We start from the raw sequence: 16,850 nt of genomic DNA on the forward strand, positions 1-16,850 counted from the left end.
CACCGCGCTTACGGGCCCAGCGTTTGGGCCCTTCATGCGCATTCCCGGGGGCTTCCTGCCCGGCCGCCGCGCCACGCGCGCGCCGGGCCCGCTTCACGACAGGTGTAGAAATGATCAATCGACTCACATCCGAAGAACGCGTTTCGCAGCTCGCCGAACTGCATGGCTGGCAGGCCGTGGCCGGCCGCGACGCGATCCAGCGCACTTTCCGTTTCGCCGATTTCAACGAAGCATTCGGCTTCATGACACGCGTGGCCATCAAGGCCCAGGAGATGGACCATCATCCCGAATGGTTCAACGTCTACAACCGCGTCGAGATCACGCTTTCCACCCATGAAGCCAACGGCCTCACATCACGCGATATCGCACTCGCGCGCTTTATCGACTCGATCGCTCCCGGGCCGCTCAGCGTCTGAGCCCGAACCCGGCGAAAATCCGGCGAAAGCGCGGAAATGAAAGCATAATGAAGGACGTTGGCCGCCCAAACCTTCAGGGCTGAAGGCCGTTCATGAGGGATACGTAAGATTCCCAGGCCGCTCGCGCCAACGTGTCCAAACGTTCAGGTGATATGGCGTTCTGACGCTGTACAATCAGCAGCGCATACGGCTTGGAGAGCGCGCTAGCCTCCTTGCACAACGTGAGTTCGTCGCCGCTCGAGGGCGAGCGGTTGCGCCAGAAGTTGATCGCGGCTTCGAGTTCGGTAATCGAAATATCGGACATGTTGGTCGTGACTCGCGCAACCCTCGCACGCGGCGTCGTTAGCCGCTGTGCGAACCAGGTGAAATGAGCGGCGCTCCGCGAACTGCGTGCCTGAAACGCTAAACCCATTGTACTTGAGCGAATCCCATGCGACTCCTTCTGATCGAAGACGACCGCCCCATCGCACGCGGCATCCAGTCCAGCCTCGAACAAGCCGGCTTTACGGTCGACATGGTCCACGACGGCATTTTCGCCGAGCAGGCCCTCGCGCAGAACCGCCATGAGCTCGTGATTCTCGACCTCGGCCTGCCGGGCATCGACGGCATGACGCTGCTGTCGCGCTTCCGTCAAAGCAACCGCCATACGCCTGTTATCGTGCTCACCGCACGCGACGAACTGAACGACCGCGTTCAGGGCCTGAACTCGGGCGCCGACGACTACATGCTGAAGCCCTTCGAGCCCGCCGAGCTCGAAGCGCGCATTCGTGCCGTGATGCGCCGCAGCGGCCCGCACGGCGACGTGCCGCGCCCCGAAGTCTCGCTGGGCGGCGTGCGCCTCTCGGGCGTCGATCGCCGCATCTTCAACGACGACAAGCCGCTCGAGCTTTCGCCGCGCGAATTCGCGGTGCTCGAAATGCTGCTGCTGCGTCATGGCCGCGTGGTCAGCAAGGCGCAGCTGCAAGACCATCTCACGCACTTCGGCGGCGATCTCGGCGACACCGCGATCGAAGTCTACGTGCACCGCGTGCGCAAGAAGCTCGAAAACTGCCGTGTCGAAATCGTCACGGTGCGCGGCTTCGGCTACCTGCTGCAGGAAATTCGCCAGGCGGCCTGACGCCGTTGCCGCGGCGGGGTTGCCACGCAACCCCATGCCGCCCCACCGCGCCGCCATGCTGCGGCGCGGCGCAACCCACACCCTGCCCGTCTGCCGCGCGGGTGGCCAGCCGCGTACAATGAATGAATTCTTACCGCACGGCATAGCGTGCGGTGTGCCGTGTCGCGTGTCGTTTATCTCGGCGCACTCGATTCATTCATGACCCGAATCCACCATGCCTCATCCGGCCGCTAACAGTCTGCGCCGTACACTGCTGCGCCGGCTGGCCGCCCCGTTGTCGCTGCTCGCGCTGATGAGCGGCCTGATCGCCTACTGGCTTGCGTGGCAGTACACCCAGCACGTCGTGGACCGCTCGCTTGCCGACCTCGCCACGGCCATCTCCAAGCAGATCCAGATCGCCGGCCCCAACGCGCCCATCACCGTGCCGCCGCTGGCGCAAGCCATGTTCTCCGACCCGGTCGAGGGCCTCATCTATCGCATCAGCAACGGCGATGCGGAGATTGCCGGCGACCACGACCTGCCCCTGCAAGGCGCGAACGTGCGCCGCATGCACTATGCCTACGTGTTCGAGACCGTATACAAAGGCGTGACCGTGCGCGTGGCCCAGGTGCGCGTGCCGCAGCCCTTGGGCAATCCGATCGTCATCGAAGTGGGGCAGCCGGTGCATCACCGCCTGCGCATCGCCGCCGAATTTCTCGTCGCGATCATGATGCCGCTTTTGCTCCTGCTGCTCGCGGGCTGGGTCATCGTGTGGCGCGTCGTGAATCAGCAGCTCAACCCGCTCACGAATCTCGCCGATTCGCTGAATCGTCAGACTCACACTTCGCTCGAGCCCGTGGACGAGACCTACGTGCCTGTCGAGATCCGCCCGCTCACCGGCGCACTGAACGCGCTGCTCGGGCGCCTGAAAACTGCGCTCGACGCCCAGCGCAAATTCATCGCCGACGCCGCGCATCAGCTCCGCACGCCACTCACGGCCGTAAAGCTGCATGCGGAGCAGGCCGCCAACGCGCGCGAGCCCCAGCAGGTCAACAATGCCGTGCGCGAGCTGCGTGCCGCCGCCGATCGCGCCGTGCGTTTGTCGAACCAGCTGCTTTCGCTCGCGCGTGCCGAACCGGGCGAGCAGGCGGCACGCTTCGTCGATATCGATATGGCTGCGCTCGCCTTCGAGACCGGCGCGGAATGGGTGCCGCGCGCGCTTGCAAGCCACGTCGACCTCGGCTTCCAGCGACTCGATGCGCCCGAGAACGACCGGCCGCTGATGGTGCGCGGCAACCCGGTGCTGCTGCACGAGGTAATCGCGAATCTGCTCGACAATGCGCTCAAATACGTGCCGCCCGCTCGCCTGGACGGCGGCCGCATCACGGTGACGGTGACGCAAACCGTCGCCGACGATGTGCCGATGGCCGAGATCATCGTCGAGGACAACGGGCGCGGTGTGCCGCCCGCGCAGCAGGCCGATCTGTTCAAACGCTTCTTTCGCGGCGACGGTCAGACCGAAAGCGGCGTCGATAGCGGCGCGGGTCTCGGTCTTGCGATCGTCCACGACATCATGGCGCTCCATCGTGGCAGCGTGCATTACGAAGACGCGGCGGAAGGCGGTGCGCGTTTCATCGTGCGCGTACCGCTCTCGGGACGCGCGGGCACGAATGCCGAAACCAACCCGGCTGCGCCCGCGGTCGAAAAGCACGAGCAGCGGGTGGCCGCGTCATCGAAGAGGACCACGAACCAGGCTCCGGTCGACTCCTGATGCACCGCTGCCTGCGCTGCTCTCGCGCCACGCGAATGCAACAAGGGCCGCTCGTGCGGCCCTTGTTCGTTTCAGGCTTAACAGGCTTGGCGGGTTTAATACCCGGCCCGCGCTTATTTCTTCTTTTTGCCCTTCGCGGCTTTGCCGGCCTTGCCGGACTTCTTGTCCTTTTCCTTCTCGGGCGGCGCGAGCATCGTACCCCGGCACTTGCGCGCGCCGCAGCGGCATTCGTATTCGCGCTTGAGCTTGTTGGTTTGCCTCGCGTCGATCACGAGGCCGTAATCGTAGAACAGCTCCTCGCCAGCTTCGATATCGCGCAGCGCGTGGATGTACACGTGCCCCTCGATTTCTTCCGCTTCACAGTTCGGCGCGCACGAATGATTGATCCAGCGTGCGTTGTTGCCGTTCACCTTGCCGTCGATCACGCCGCCCTCGTCGAGCGCGAAATAGAACGTGTGATTCGGCTCGTCGGGATTGTGCGGATGACGCCGCAACGCTTCCTTCCAGGAGATGCGCTCACCCTTGTATTCGATCAGGCGCGTGCCCGCTTCGAGCGCCACCGCCGCAAACACGCCCTTACCGTGCACGCCGGACTGGCGCACCACGATCTTGCGTACACTCATTGATTGAATCCTTGTGAAGTACTGGGGAGGCTCCACGCAAACGCGGCGCCGAAGAGGCGCCGCGCGCGTGCCACGCAACAGGCGCGCCACAACCGGAATCGTACACGTTCGCAGCGTTTTCGTTCAAGCCATCGCGTTGCGGCGGGCGGCATGCATCAACGCTGGCCGAGCGTGGTCTCGCCGAAGAGGCTCTTCTGATCGCGCGGCTGCGATCGCCAGTACTGCGGCGGCGCACTCACGCTCGCGCCGAGCTGCGCCGCGGCGTGCCACGGCCAGCGCGGGTCGTAGAGCATCGCGCGCGCCATCGCCACCATGTCGGCATCGCCGTCGGCAATCACCTGATGCGCCTGCAGCGGGTCGGTGATGAGCCCGACCGCGATGGTCGGCAAGCCGGTTGCCGCCCTCACCTTGCGCGCGAACGGCACCTGATAGCCGGGCTCGAGCGGAATCTTCTGCAACGGCGAAACGCCACCCGACGATACGTCGATCCAGTCCGCACCGCGCTGTTTGAGGGCTTCGGCAAACGCGACGGTGTCGTCGGGCGTCCAGCCTCCTTCCACCCAGTCCGTTGCCGATACGCGCACACCCACGGGACGATCGACGGGAAACTCGGCGCGCACGATGTCGAAGATTTCGAGCGGGAAACGCATGCGGTTCTCGCGCGAACCGCCATATTCGTCGCTGCGCCGATTCGCGAGCGGCGAAAGAAACTGGTGCAGCAGATAGCCGTGCGCCGCGTGCACTTCGATCGCGTCGATGCCGAGGCGCGCCGCGCGCCGTGCCGATGCCCTGAAGGCTTCGCGCACGCGGTTCAGGCCCGCGACGTCGAGCGCGAGCGGCGGTGTTTCGTCGTCCTTGTGAGGCAGCGCGGAGGGCGCGTGAGGCAACCAGCCGCCGTCGGCAACCGGAATCAGTTGCCCGCCCTCCCAGGGCACGCGGCTCGATGCCTTGCGCCCCGCATGCGAGAGCTGCATCGCCACGCGGATCGGCGAGTGGCGGCGAATCGCGGCGAGCACCGGCACGAGTGCCGCTTCGGTCACGTCGTCCCACAAGCCGAGATCGGCTGGGGTGATCCGCCCGTCCGGCTCCACAGCGGTCGCCTCGATGCAAAGCATTCCCGCGCCCGAAAGCGCGAGATGCCCCAGATGGATCAGATGCCAGTCGGTGGCTTCGCCGCGGTCGGCGGAATACTGGCACATCGGGGAGACGACGATGCGATTGGCGAGCGTCATGCCGCGCAGCGCCAACGGTGTGAAGAGCGGGCTCATGAGGAAATCGCGAACGAAAAAAGGAGCGTTTGAGGATAGCACGCCGACTTTTCGCGCGCAGACGCGCAGCCAAGGCATCCCGCGGCGGCAACACCGGCAGGAAGATGATTCGCAGACAGATAGAGACGGGGCGGCTACCTGGCTCTCAGGGGCGCTTCACCGCGGCATCCGTCACGTCGACGGTATCGAGCCATTCGCCGAACATGCGGCCCGCCTGGGCTTCCAGCCGGGGAGCAAAGCTTGCCGTATCGGCGCGCAGCGCGTTGACGTCGACACCCGCATTCGCGATTTCGGCCGCGTGGCCGATCAGCCAGGGCTCGAAGCGGTCGGCGCGTACTTCGGGATGGCATTGCAGCCCGAGCACATGCTTGCCCCACGCAAACGCCTGGTTTTCGCAGAGCGGTGTCGAGGCAAGACGTGTGGCGCCTTGCGGCAAATCGAAGGTATCGCCATGCCAGTGCAGCATGGACGTTGTTTCGCCGTCCAGATGACGTAGGGCAGACGCGCGACCGGCGTCGGTGAGCGTGAGCGGCGTCCAGCCGATCTCGGCCTGCGGCGCCGCATAGACCCGCGCGCCGAGCACCCGCGCGATCAACTGTGCGCCGAGGCAAATGCCAAGCGTGGGCAGGCCCGCTTTGATGCGCTTTTCGATCAACCCCGCGAGCGGGCCGAGTGTCGGATAACGCGCGTCGTCGCAGGCATTGATCGGGCCGCCGAGTATCACCATCAACGAGGCCGATACCGGATTGAGCGCAGTGAGCCGCGCGAAGCCGATGTCCATATAACGGACAAGCCGGCCGCGCTCGCCGAGCACGCGCTCGAAACTGCCGAGGTCCTCGAAATAGACATGGCGCACGGCCAATACTTCGCGATTCATCGGCTGATTCATAGGGCGTGTCACGCTAAAAACAGGCGGGCCGGCAACCGAGAGCTACCGGCGCACGGCCAAGGCCACCCAAGCCGGGGTCGCCCATCGAGGCGGCCCGCAGTCGACCGGCGCAATTGGCCAGTGCAGTTAGCCGCCGCAGTTGGCCAAAAAACGCAGGTGTTACGCCGCGAAGATCTTCCAGTTTTTCTTCTGGGTCGTCACATCGGCTTGTTCGTACACCGAGCAATCGAGCCGCAGGTCGGAATCCGACATGTCGATCCCGAGCAGGCGGCAGTGATGCGGCGCCTTCTTCGGGTTCTTGCTGACCTCGAAATTCGAGCAGGTAAGGCACATCCGGTGCTGCGGAATGGCTTCCTGAACTTCGAGCTGATAGACCGTCTTCAGCAGCGTGCGGTAGAACACCGCCTGTTCGTCGCCGCGCAGCGTGCCGACGGCCTTGGCGAGGAAGTCCGGCCACTGTGCCGCCTTCTTCGCCGCCGTGCGGCCACGCGACGTGAGCCGCACCGCGAGAGCACGGCCGTCGTCGAGCGCGCGACGCTTTTCGACGAGCCCCTTGGTTTCGAGCGTGCTCACCGCGTCGCTGGTCGTCGCGGCGGTCAGCGCCGTTTCTCGCGCAATTTCGCCGAGGCGCATCGGCCCCTTACGCTGCATCAGCAGCACGAGAATTTCGCCCTGGGTCGGCGTGAGCCCCGCCCCTTCGGCCCAGTCCCATGCCTGGCTCCGCATCGCCGTGCTGAGTCGCAGCAGGCTATGGGTCACTCGCCCGGCTGCCTGCTCTCCGTATACGCCTTCGCTCATAGTCTTTCGCTGATGTTATTGGCAGCTTGCGCTGCATCGTCAGCCGCCGCGCAATGCGACGGCCTTGTGGGAACCCTGCGACCGGTATTCCGGACCGCATACTATCTCAAACCACCCCTGCCTTGCCTCACCCTGCTCCGGTTGGCTTCATGCAGTCGTTGTTCTTTCTCGCTGTTGAGGCTTCGGACATCGTTTCCGTCCTGCCCACGCCGCAACAAATCGACATTCTATGCGAGAGTAGCAAATCGTACAGCTAAGTTATCCAGCATGGTTTGTGGATAACCAGTTGATAAGCGCGGGGATAGTATGTGGGTAAGCTCTCGATAACACGCGCACGCTGATCAGACCTTCGCAGGTTATCCCGTATTTCTCGCGTGAACGCAACTGGAATCTACACGGTTGCCGCTCCGTTTCCCGCCGCCCGCATCGGTGTAGCCCCTTGAGTTTTCAGGCATTTTTACGCTGTCGGCAACACGTCCCCGGCTTTTGCTCGCTTCAATTGCATCGAAAACCTAAACATTACGCTAAGCAAAATCCTGGAGGACGTCGAAATGAACCGTAACGCCGCGAAAAATATTGTTGCGGGTTTTCAACGTCGGACTGTTCAAACGCAAAGGGCAGCCCGCAAGCTGCCCTCCCCCCGTTATTCCCGGTAAAGCCGGCTGCCGCTCACGCGCGCCAGCGCAAACACTGCTGGCGCACGGCCTCGTGCAGCGATTTTTCCTCGGCCACCACGCCGCGCAGCCAGGTGGCGTCGTTGGTCTGGCCGCGGGCGATCGTGCCGATCTCGGTCAGCGCCCGGGTCGAAGCGAGCGCCTCGCCGTGCGGCGCGATGCGCTCGAGCGTTGCCAGGATGTCCTCGGAAATCGTGCGCCGCTCGCCCGTCTGGGGATCGACGCAGGTGCCCGCAAGCCCGAAGCGGCACGCCTGGAAACGGTTGAAGGTATAGACGAGGTAGTCGTCTTCGAGCGGCATGATCGGCCGGTCGGTGAGCAAATGGCGTGCGAGCGTCTGGATATAGCAGGCAATGGCCGCGGCCCGCTCGACCGAAAGCGGCGTGTCCATCACGCGCACCTCGATGGTCCCGAAGCCCGGCTTCGGCCGGATGTCCCAATAGAAGTCTTTCATGCTGTTGACAACACCGGTGTGCACCATCTTCGAGAAGTATTCCTTGAACGCCTCCCAGCTCAGCACGAACGGCGCGCGCCCGGACAGCGGGAACGCGAACACGGAATTCAGGCGTGCCGAATGAAATCCGGTATCGACGCCCTGCACATACGGCGACGATGCCGAAAGCGCGATGAAGTGCGGAATGAAACGCGAGAGCGAGTGCAGCAGGAACAACGCGCTGTCCGCGTCGGGGCAGCCGATGTGCACGTGCTGGCCGAACACCGTGAACTGCTTGGCGAGATATCCGTAGAGTTCCGAAAGATATTGAAATCGCGGCGTGTCGACGATGCGGCGGTCGCTCCATTGCTGGAAAGCGTGTGTGCCCCCGCCGCACAGACCCACATTGAGCCGGTCCGCCGCGGCGACGAGCGTGTCGCGAATCTTGCGCAGGTCGGTCACGGCCTGCTCGTGCGTCGTGCAGATGCCCGTGGACAGCTCGATCATGCTTTCGGTGATTTCGGGCGTGATGTTGCCCGGAATCTCCTGATCCTTCACGAGACGCATCAGGTCGCTGCCTGCCTTCGTCAGATCATAGTCGTGCGTATTGACGATCTGCATTTCGAGTTCGATACCGAACGTGAACGGTTTCGAGTCGACAAATGATTCCAGTGACATGGCGTCCTCTAGTGCAGGCGCACCGCCCCTGGCGGCAGCGGGCGAAGTGCGCGGTGTTCCACTTGCGGCGGCGCGCGGCACGGCCGCGGCGCCGCCGGTTTCATTCTTCGCCTCGCTCGCCCACGAGTGCAAGCGCGCGATAGACGAGCCACGGCCCGAGCAGTTGCAGCGCGACGACCGCGCACATCACGATCGCGCGCAGCCGTGGATCGAAGCTCGGATAAAGTTCATAGGTGTCCTGCATGAGCAGCAATGCGAGCGCCGACATTGGTGTCAGCGCAACCCCGAGCGCCGCGCCCTGCTTCCATTCGAGACCGCTCGGCTTCGCGAAAATCAGTACACCGACCAGTTTCGCGACGAACCGCGCGACGATCAATCCAGCCGCGGCCACACCGCCAACGAGGATGTCGTGCCATTCGAAAGTCGTCAGCGTGAGGACGAACAGAATCACGGTGAGCAGCCAGCCGGCCGTGCCGAAATGCTGCGGCCACAATTGCGGGCGCGCTTCGAGATTCTTCACGATGATGCCGGCCGCGAGCAGGCTGAGAATCGTCGAAAGCTTGAACACATGCCCAATGCCGATGGCGAGCAGCACGAGGCCGAACAGCGCGACGAACGAATGCTCGTCCTGCGGACTGAGCCGCCGGTAGAACAAGGTGCAGGCGCGTGCGAGCAGATACGCGAGGACCAGCGATCCCACCAGCAGATAAAGCGGCTGCAGGATCGTCGCAATCACGTTGCCGTAAATCTCCTGATGCAACCAGCCCGAAGCGAGCTTTTCCACCACCACCGCGTACATGCTGTTGAGCCCGGTGAGCGTGAGAAGCCGCTGCGTGACCTGCCCTTCGGCGCGCAGTTCCGTCTTGAGCTGGATGACCATGGCGGGCGACGTGGCCATCGCGATCGACGCGACGACGAGCGTCACCATCAGCGGCACCTTGAGGAACAGCAGCACGACCAGCACGAGCACGAACGTGAATGTCGCTTCCGCGAGGCTCGACAGGATCAGCCAGGGATTGCGGCGGATCCAGCGCAGGTCGAGCCGGCTGCCGAGCTCGAACAGCAGCAGACCGAGCGCGACGTCGAGGAGCGGCCGCGCGGCGCGCGCGACGTCGGCATCGATCACGCCGAAGCCCGCCGAACCCGCGATGAGACCGATGACGGCATACCCCGAAATGCGCGGCAAACGCCAGGCACGATAGCAGAGTTCGCCGCACAGCCCGGCGGCCAGCAATGCGAGGCCCGCCCAGAAAATGCCGTCGAGCTGCAGCGGCCAGGCAGGAAAGAACGAAAACGCCGACTTCATTGTGGTGGCTTCTCCTTGTGCAACATCTTGCATGGACCGGAGCGAGGCGCTCGAGCGCCAACTCGGGTCGACACGGAAGACAGTCCGGCTGCCCGACGGTGACGGACAGCGGATGATCGACAACCGCTCACGCACGGGCGAACACAGGCAAGCCGCGTGCCGTGTACCGGGGGCTCGGCCCGGGCTCCCGTCATTCGGGGCGTGGCCCGGACGGCCGAGATACAAGACCGAAATTCCACAGACGATACGCGCCCCGCCGGGCGGGGTTCAACTGCGCAACTGCGGGAAAGCACAGCGCCGGCGTGCCGGAAGCGGCAGACAACCGGTGCGGGCGCGTACGTGGGATAGCGGCGCCCGCGTTGGATGAACGAACGCCGCCGCTTCTCCTGAGCACTGAGAGTCAGGACAAGCGACATCCGTTCCATGGATGCGTCGGCCGTCAAATGCGGATCGCGACGCAGGAAGAACGGCGATTGTGCCATAGCTTTTTTGCAATTGTCCCCGCTAACGGCAACCGGTTGCCGGGGCGGTAATTACGTCTGACTGATGGCGCAGATGGAAATTTTGACCGCTATGCGGAGGTCTCGAAGGCGTCTGTGTAAAAGGGATGCCGGCCGGTAGCGATGGCGTCAGCTTCGAATTTATGGTTTACCGTATGTATACGTAGTAGAAGTTAACAAAGGGCCCCGTTTCCTGTGGACAACCGCGGATAACTCCAACGGATCAGTGACTTGGCGCCCGCACAACCGGTCGCAAAGGATGTGAGGCGCAGTCCGGGACCATAGAGCAACTTTTAGGTCGCCTGGACGGCGCCGCGAGTTACCCCGTTTACGTCCACATCGATTCCACACGCGCTTCACCTTCAATCCGCGCGGTTATCCACAGCGTAGAGTGGATAACCTTGGCGTGAGTGCGCGCTGGCGCATCCAGAATGTCTACAGATTCCGTTGGCGCAATGCGCGCTGCAAGAAGCGCGCGGGGTCGAGCTGTTCCGCGAGTTCGCGCTCGAGCGGCCACGGCTCGCCTTCGAGTTGCGAGGCGATCAGTTCGGCACCCAGCGCCGACCATACGAGGCCGCGGGATCCGTAGGCAAAGGCGCCGTAGAGGCCCGGCACGCGTGGCAGGTCGAGCGGCCAGGCGCCGGCGAGACGCGCGGCAGCGCGCCGCGCCTCGGCTTCGTCGCCGAGCTGCCCGATCATCGGCAAGCGGTCGCTCGTCACGCAGCGAAACGCGGTGCGCCCATCCAGCTCGCCGGCGCGACCAGAAGCGAGCGCCGCGTCGAGGCCGGGCAGCATCTGCGCGACGCGTTCGAGGTTCTCCACGTGTCCCGCTGCACGCAGCTCGGTCCCGGCGTCGTCGACTTCGTAGGTGGCACCTGCGAGCGTGATGTCGTTTGCGAGCGGCACCGCGTAGCCGTCGCCGATCACGGGTACGCGCAACGGCGCGATCGGGCTGGATCCGACGAGCGTGAGCTGGCCGCGCACGATGCGGGTGGGGGCGTGATCGAGCGACGCCGCTCGCGCGGCGTCGTGCGCATTGGCGAAAATCACGACCTCGGCCCGGGCGATGAGCGCGCCGGTTTCGTCGCGGACATCCCAGCCGTCGGCCGTGCGCTCAACGCGCGTCGCGTTCGTGCCGAAACGCGCGTCGAGCAGCGTGCCTGCCGCCGCGCATTGTGCGCGGCACAACGAGGCCGGATCGATTGCGCCGCCAAGCGGATAGAACCAGCCGTCGTAAGCGAGTTCGACGCCGGCGATTTGCGCGGCTTCCTGACGCGAAACCGCATGAGCGTATTCGTTGGGATAACCGAACGAATCGAGGGCCGCGGCCACGGCGCGCGATTCGTCGTCGGTGGCGAGATGAAGGAGTCCGGAATGTGTGCGCACCGGTCCTTCGCCCGCCGTGTCGAGCGCGGCCCAGCGCTGCCGTGCGTAGAGAAAGCCCGCGCGCGTGATGCGCGACGCGCTGCTGTCGTCGCGCGAGATCAGCGGATGGAAAACGCCCGCGGGATTGCCCGACGCTTCGCGCGCCGGCGCGGCATGGCGTTCGACGAGGGTCACGCGCCAGCCGCGCGCCGCGAGCCGCTCGACGAGCGCGCAGCCCGCGAGCCCCGCGCCGATCACGACCGCATGGCGCTCGCCCACGGCGGCAGGCAGCGGCGGTTCATAGCGCCGCACGCGCCAGCGCGGTGCGAAGCGGCCCACGAGCATCGCGCGCTTCGACCCGAAGCCCTCGACCTTGCGATACTCGAAGCCGCTCGCTACGAGCGCGCGCTTGACCTCGCCGGCGCTGCTCCAGGTCGCGAACGTTGCGTCGTCGCCGGCCACGCGGGCCAGCACCTTGAAGAGCGTCGGCGACCACAGATCGGGATTCTTCGCCGGTGCGAAGCCGTCGAGATAAAAGGCATCCGCACGTAACCACATTTTGGGAAGCACTTCGAGCGCGTCGCCGAAAACGAGCGTCAACGTGACGCGTCCGCCTTCGAATTCGAGCCGATGGGTGCCCGGCACGAGCATCGGCCACGCGTTGGCGAGTTCGCGCGCGAGTGCCGAAAGGGGTGCGCGGGCAACGATCGCGTCGAGCACGGTGCGCAGATCGTCGCGCGTAAATGGGTGCTTTTCCACCGAAACGAAATGCAACCGCTCGCAACGTGCGGGATCGTTGCGCCACGCGGACCAGGTGGCGAGGAAGTTCACTCCCATGCCGAAGCCCGTTTCCAGCACCGTGAAAATGCGGCGGTTCTGCCAGCGTTCGGGCAAGACGTTGCCGCGAAGAAAGACGGCTTCGGACTGGGCGAATGCGCCGGATGCGCTGTGATAAATGTCGCCGAATGCGGGAGAAAACGGTGTACCGTCCTCGCGAAAAGCGAGCGTGGCGGGAGTCAGGATGGCGGTCATAAGGAACGCGAACGGGCTGGAACGTGCAGTGAAGACCTTGCGCGATCGCTCAAAACCCCCGCCCAGCCTGGTTTTGCGGCACCGGGGCGTTGGCAGGACGCAACGCACGACTGTCAAAAATCGTCAATGCAAGGGCCTTTTCGAGGGGTTGCGGCGAAAAAATGCAGGCGTTGGCCCGAATTCGGGAGAATCCCACTGCAAATCTTCGAAACCCTTGTCGTTATTGGGTTTGCGCTGCGCTATCATAGCAAGCGCCGCCCAGGGAAGCGGCAGCACGGCCGTTGCGGTGAGGCGCCACGATCTGCGCCGCAACGAAAAACGCCGGGGTGCTCCGGAACCGTCGCTGCTCGACGGCGCGGCACGCGTCCGTATAATCGGCGCGTTCGCGCTGTTCGTGTCAACCTAAACTGATAAGGACTTTCTCAATGAATAAACAGGAACTGATCGACGCCGTTGCAGCACAGACGGGCGCAAGCAAGGCGCAAACCGGCGAGACGCTGGACACGCTCCTCGAGGTGGTCAAGAAGGCTGTGGCGAAGGGTGACGCCGTGCAGCTGATCGGCTTCGGCAGCTTCGGTTCGGGCAAGCGTGCGGCGCGTACGGGCCGTAACCCGAAGACGGGCGAAACCATCAAGATTCCGGCAGCCAAGACGGTCAAGTTCACGGCTGGCAAGGCGTTCAAGGACGCCGTCAACAAGCGCTGAGACACTGCCGCTTTAAGTTGACACCCGCCCCCTGGCGGGTTTTTTTTCGCCCGCGTTTTTAGCGTCATTCAGGACGGTGGACGATTTCTCCCTCGCCGTCTTCATGATCGTTGTCGATGTCCCAGGACGGAAACGGATCGGCGAACGCGCGCCAGGCCTGCGCGCCGGCAGCGAATTCGGCGTCGCTCAGGAGGCAGGCGTCGAGCCTCGCTTGCCACGCCGCGCGATCCAGGTCCACGCCGATCATCACGAGTTCCTGGCGCCGGTCGCCGATGCTCGCGTCGTTCGCATCGCCGTACCAGTCGCGTGCGATTTCCTGTTCGAGCTCGTCATCCTGCGGCCAGGTCTCGCGCGGCTGCGCGGCCCACCATGTGCCGGCCGGGCCATGCCGGCACGCGCCGCCCGCCTGCGAAAGCGAGCCGGCCACGTCGTTGCGCGTTGCGAGCCAGAAGAAGCCTTTGGTGCGCAGCACACCCTTCCATTCTTCATGCAGCAGCGCCCACAGGCGCTCCGGATGAAACGGCCGCCGCGCGCGATAGACGAAGTTGCCAATGCCGAATTCGTCGGCTTCGCCATGGTGATGATCGTGATCGTTGAGCGACGCGAGCCAGCCGGGGGCGCTCGAGGCAGCGTCGAAATCGAAGCGGCCCGTGTTCAGCACCTCGCCGAGCGGCACGGCGCCGAAACGGCTCACGACTTGAATGGCGCGCGGATTGATGCGCGCGAGAATGCGCTGCAGGTGCGCGAGTTCGTCATCGCTCACGAGATCGGCCTTGTTCACGACGAGTACGTCGCAGAACTCCACCTGTTCGATCAGCAGTTCGACGAGCGTGCGGTCGTCTTCTTCGGTGGCGGCGAGGCCGCGTTCGGCGAGTGCGTCGGCGCAGGCGTAATCGCGCAGGAAGTTGAACGCGTCCACCACCGTCACCATCGTGTCGAGACGGGCGATGTCGGCAAGAGAAGTGCCGTCGTCGTCGACGAAGGTGAAGGTCTCGGCGATCGGCATGGGTTCGGCGATGCCCGTGGATTCGATCAGGATCGCGTCGAATCGCTGTTCCTGCGCGAGGCGGCGGATCTCGGTGAGCAGATCGTCGCGCAGCGTGCAGCAGATGCAGCCGTTCGACATTTCGACGAGCTTTTCCTCGACGTGCGAGAGCGCCGAGGCGTCGCGCACGAGCGCGGCGTCGATATTGACGGCGGCGAGGTCGTTGACGATCACGGCAACGCGCAGGCCGGCGCGATTCGCGAGGATGTGGTTGAGCAGCGTGGTCTTGCCCGCGCCCAGGAACCCGGCGAGCACGGTGACGGGCAGTGGCGGCTGGTTCATCGCAGTGTGGCAGTCAGAAGGACGTAAATCAGGAGGACGTGAGACGGGCCGCACGAATGCGGCGCTAGAGCGCATTGTGCATCATTTGCGCGCGGTGCGCCGATCGTCCTTGTCTTTCAGGCCGGGCAGGCGTTGCAGCTTACTTGAGGAAATGCCACTGCCGAAGAATGGCGGCGATCTGCTGCGCGTAGCGGTCGCGCAGCGCCGGTGTTTCCGAATGGTAGGCGCCGACCGCGGCCCACGTGTTGCCGTACTTGTTCATCTGCTGGCGCAGATGCCACGCGGCGATGTAGACGTTCTTGCAGGGCTCCATCAGCGTGCTCTGCGAGATGCCGTACTGCGCGAGCGTGGGGAGATGCACGGAATTGATCTGCATGACGCCGTAATCGACCGATCCGTTAGCATTCCTGTGTACTGCGTCGGGATGGTTATGCGATTCCTGCCATGCGATCGCACGCAAGATCAGCGGATTGACCTGCTGGTAGCGGGCGGCCGCATCGAAGCAGTCGGCGCGCGCGAGCGTGCTGACGCCGGCCAGCGCGAGCGTGGCGGCAGCAGCGGCAATCGAACGGGAGCAGGCCTTCTTCATGACACGGCAAGTACGCAGTACGGGCATCCGGATCGCCCGTATCATACCGGCCGCTTATGACGCGTCAAGCCGGCATGCCCATCTGGATGAGGTCCGGCAAACACGGCTCCGCGTATAAGGCGGTAAGGGAAGGTAAGGATAAATACTGGCCACGCTACCCGGTTGCTTACAAAAAGCTTTTAAGTCTGCGGCGCAACTAGAAGAAATCCACGGACTGCCCAACCTTGTGACAAATTCGACACGAAAAGCTGCTACTGTTGCGTTTTTTTGTAGATCATTGGTGGCCGAGGGGACGAGAGAGGCGGCCGCCGCGATCGGCCGGTGCAGGCTGACAGGCGCGCAGGCCCGTCACGCGCTCACCGCCGCTCGCTCATTCCGCACGAACAGCCGGCGACGCCCGCCACCGGCTTCGATATGACATCCATGAGAAGAAATCGTATGGCTTTGCGTCGCGTCGCCACGGCGCTACTCGTGAGCGGACTCATCTCGGCGCAGATCGCGCACGCTCAGGTGACGCTCAATTTCGTCAATGCCGACATCGACCAGGTGGCGAAAGCGATTGGCGCCGCGACCGGCAAAACCATCATTGTCGACCCGCGCGTGAAAGGGCAGCTCAACCTCGTTTCGGAGAACCCCGTTCCCGAGGACCAGGCGCTCAAGACGCTGCAGTCGGCGCTGCGCATGCAGGGCTTCGCGCTCGTGCAGGATCATGGCGTGCTGAAGGTCGTGCCCGAGGCCGACGCGAAGCTGCAGGGCGTGCCCACCTATGTCGGCAACACGCCGGTGGCGCGCGGCGACCAGGTGGTCACGCAGGTGTTCGTGCTGAGGAACGAGTCGGCGAACAATCTGCTGCCGGTGCTGCGCCCCCTCATCTCGCCGAACAATACGATTGCGGCCTACCCGTCGAACAACACGCTCGTCGTCACCGACTACGCCGACAACGTGCGCCGCATCGCCGCGATCATTGCGGGTGTGGATACGGCCGCGGGCCAGCAGGTCCAGGTCGTGCCGCTGCACAACGCCAACGCGCTCGACATCGCGCCGCTCATTTCGAAGATGCTCGATCCGGGCGCGATCGGCGCTTCGGACCCCACGCTGAAGGTCTCGGTCGTTCCCGACCCGCGCACCAACTCGCTCATGCTGCGCGCCTCGAACGTGCAGCGCCTCGCCGCCGCGGCCCAGCTCGCGAAGCAGCTCGACGCGCCCACGAGCATGCCGGGCAACATCCACGTGGTCCCGCTGCGCAACGCCGACGCCGTGGAGCTTGCCAAGACGCTGCGCGGGATGATGGGCAAGGGCGGGAACGAGTCGTCGTCCGGCAACAATGCGAATTCGTTCAACCAGAACACGGGCGGCGGCAACGGCAGCAACAACTCCTCGA

Annotated in this window: 15 protein-coding genes; 5 read left to right on the forward strand and 10 right to left on the reverse strand. The window is 64.5% G+C overall.

Translation table 11 applies throughout. The features are described 5' to 3' along the window. The first annotated feature begins 23 nt into the window (after window positions 1–23). Window positions 24–416: a 4a-hydroxytetrahydrobiopterin dehydratase gene (locus tag BAC01S_RS01010; protein ID WP_407667899.1), complete on the forward strand. Its 393-nt coding sequence runs from the start codon at window positions 24–26 to the stop codon at window positions 414–416. A 73-nt stretch (window positions 417–489) separates the two neighbouring features. Here the strand turns inward: BAC01S_RS01010 and BAC01S_RS01015 are convergent, their stop codons facing one another. Further along, window positions 490–720: a DUF3717 domain-containing protein gene (locus tag BAC01S_RS01015; RefSeq protein ID WP_027793093.1), complete on the reverse strand. Its 231-nt coding sequence runs from the start codon at window positions 718–720 to the stop codon at window positions 490–492. Window positions 721–846: 126 nt separating this feature from the next. Here BAC01S_RS01015 and BAC01S_RS01020 point away from each other — a divergent pair, with 126 nt between their 5' ends. Then, the gene (locus tag BAC01S_RS01020; protein ID WP_027793094.1) at window positions 847–1,533 is read left to right on the forward strand and encodes a response regulator transcription factor; all 687 of its coding nucleotides are present in this window, start codon (window positions 847–849) and stop codon (window positions 1,531–1,533) included. Between the two features lie 214 nt (window positions 1,534–1,747). After that, window positions 1,748–3,283, forward strand: a complete 1,536-nt coding sequence (locus tag BAC01S_RS01025; protein WP_027793095.1) for a sensor histidine kinase — start codon at window positions 1,748–1,750, stop codon at window positions 3,281–3,283. A 113-nt stretch (window positions 3,284–3,396) separates the two neighbouring features. On the opposite strand, the gene BAC01S_RS01030 is transcribed toward BAC01S_RS01025, so the two are convergent. From BAC01S_RS01030 to mnmC, 7 genes are all read right to left on the reverse strand, one after another. Beyond that, the gene (locus BAC01S_RS01030; RefSeq protein WP_027793096.1) at window positions 3,397–3,906 is read right to left on the reverse strand and encodes an SET domain-containing protein; all 510 of its coding nucleotides are present in this window, start codon (window positions 3,904–3,906) and stop codon (window positions 3,397–3,399) included. 155 nt (window positions 3,907–4,061) lie between these two features. Then, a complete protein-coding gene (locus BAC01S_RS01035) occupies window positions 4,062–5,174 on the reverse strand; it encodes an NADH:flavin oxidoreductase/NADH oxidase (protein WP_027793097.1) in 1,113 nt (370 codons plus the stop codon). Window positions 5,175–5,319: 145 nt separating this feature from the next. Then, the gene (locus BAC01S_RS01040; RefSeq protein WP_027793098.1) at window positions 5,320–6,051 is read right to left on the reverse strand and encodes a glutamine amidotransferase; all 732 of its coding nucleotides are present in this window, start codon (window positions 6,049–6,051) and stop codon (window positions 5,320–5,322) included. Window positions 6,052–6,222: 171 nt separating this feature from the next. Further along, complete coding sequence (locus BAC01S_RS01045; protein ID WP_027793099.1) at window positions 6,223–6,861, reverse strand: MarR family winged helix-turn-helix transcriptional regulator; 639 nt, start codon at window positions 6,859–6,861, stop codon at window positions 6,223–6,225. A 669-nt stretch (window positions 6,862–7,530) separates the two neighbouring features. Beyond that, window positions 7,531–8,646 carry a YbdK family carboxylate-amine ligase gene (locus BAC01S_RS01050; RefSeq protein WP_027793100.1) on the reverse strand — a complete coding sequence of 372 codons (1,116 nt, stop codon included), beginning with the start codon at window positions 8,644–8,646 and terminating at the stop codon, window positions 7,531–7,533. Between the two features lie 100 nt (window positions 8,647–8,746). Next, window positions 8,747–9,952 carry a cation:proton antiporter gene (locus tag BAC01S_RS01055; protein ID WP_027793101.1) on the reverse strand — a complete coding sequence of 402 codons (1,206 nt, stop codon included), beginning with the start codon at window positions 9,950–9,952 and terminating at the stop codon, window positions 8,747–8,749. 935 nt (window positions 9,953–10,887) lie between these two features. Further along, entirely contained in the window at window positions 10,888–12,849 is a 1,962-nt protein-coding gene (gene mnmC / locus BAC01S_RS01060) for a bifunctional tRNA (5-methylaminomethyl-2-thiouridine)(34)-methyltransferase MnmD/FAD-dependent 5-carboxymethylaminomethyl-2-thiouridine(34) oxidoreductase MnmC (RefSeq protein ID WP_027793102.1), read from the reverse strand. 425 nt (window positions 12,850–13,274) lie between these two features. Here mnmC and BAC01S_RS01070 point away from each other — a divergent pair, with 425 nt between their 5' ends. Beyond that, on the forward strand, window positions 13,275–13,553 hold the full coding sequence (locus BAC01S_RS01070; RefSeq protein WP_027793103.1) for an HU family DNA-binding protein: 279 nt from the start codon (window positions 13,275–13,277) through the stop codon (window positions 13,551–13,553). A gap of 64 nt (window positions 13,554–13,617) precedes the next feature. Here BAC01S_RS01070 and zigA read toward each other — a convergent pair whose 3' ends face one another. Beyond that, window positions 13,618–14,880, reverse strand: coding sequence for a zinc metallochaperone GTPase ZigA (gene zigA, locus BAC01S_RS01075; protein ID WP_027793104.1), 1,263 nt, complete (start codon window positions 14,878–14,880; stop codon window positions 13,618–13,620). Between the two features lie 139 nt (window positions 14,881–15,019). Next, window positions 15,020–15,496, reverse strand: coding sequence for a lytic transglycosylase domain-containing protein (locus BAC01S_RS01080; protein ID WP_407667900.1), 477 nt, complete (start codon window positions 15,494–15,496; stop codon window positions 15,020–15,022). A gap of 411 nt (window positions 15,497–15,907) precedes the next feature. Between BAC01S_RS01080 and BAC01S_RS01085 the strand changes: the two genes are divergently transcribed. Beyond that, window positions 15,908–16,850 (forward strand): secretin N-terminal domain-containing protein (locus tag BAC01S_RS01085; RefSeq protein WP_027793106.1); only part of this gene is annotated, 943 nt, incomplete at its 3' end.

Origin of the sequence: Paraburkholderia acidipaludis NBRC 101816, from assembly GCF_000684975.1 — a bacterium.
Taxonomy (GTDB): Bacteria; Pseudomonadota; Gammaproteobacteria; order Burkholderiales; family Burkholderiaceae; genus Paraburkholderia; species Paraburkholderia acidipaludis.

Bases quoted from the DNA above. Each gene is read 5' to 3' on its own strand.
- BAC01S_RS01015 (WP_027793093.1), bottom strand. From the start codon at position 720: ATGTCCGATATTTCGATTACCGAACTCGAAGCCGCGATCAACTTCTGG.
- BAC01S_RS01020 (WP_027793094.1), top strand. From the start codon at position 847: ATGCGACTCCTTCTGATCGAAGACGACCGCCCCATCGCACGCGGCATC.
- BAC01S_RS01025 (WP_027793095.1), top strand. From the start codon at position 1,748: ATGCCTCATCCGGCCGCTAACAGTCTGCGCCGTACACTGCTGCGCCGG.
- BAC01S_RS01030 (WP_027793096.1), bottom strand. From the start codon at position 3,906: ATGAGTGTACGCAAGATCGTGGTGCGCCAGTCCGGCGTGCACGGTAAG.
- BAC01S_RS01035 (WP_027793097.1), bottom strand. From the start codon at position 5,174: ATGAGCCCGCTCTTCACACCGTTGGCGCTGCGCGGCATGACGCTCGCC.
- BAC01S_RS01040 (WP_027793098.1), bottom strand. From the start codon at position 6,051: ATGAATCGCGAAGTATTGGCCGTGCGCCATGTCTATTTCGAGGACCTC.
- BAC01S_RS01045 (WP_027793099.1), bottom strand. From the start codon at position 6,861: ATGAGCGAAGGCGTATACGGAGAGCAGGCAGCCGGGCGAGTGACCCAT.
- BAC01S_RS01050 (WP_027793100.1), bottom strand. From the start codon at position 8,646: ATGTCACTGGAATCATTTGTCGACTCGAAACCGTTCACGTTCGGTATC.
- BAC01S_RS01055 (WP_027793101.1), bottom strand. From the start codon at position 9,952: ATGAAGTCGGCGTTTTCGTTCTTTCCTGCCTGGCCGCTGCAGCTCGAC.
- mnmC (WP_027793102.1), bottom strand. From the start codon at position 12,849: ATGACCGCCATCCTGACTCCCGCCACGCTCGCTTTTCGCGAGGACGGT.
- BAC01S_RS01070 (WP_027793103.1), top strand. From the start codon at position 13,275: ATGAATAAACAGGAACTGATCGACGCCGTTGCAGCACAGACGGGCGCA.
- zigA (WP_027793104.1), bottom strand. From the start codon at position 14,880: ATGAACCAGCCGCCACTGCCCGTCACCGTGCTCGCCGGGTTCCTGGGC.
- BAC01S_RS01080 (WP_407667900.1), bottom strand. From the start codon at position 15,496: ATGCCCGTACTGCGTACTTGCCGTGTCATGAAGAAGGCCTGCTCCCGT.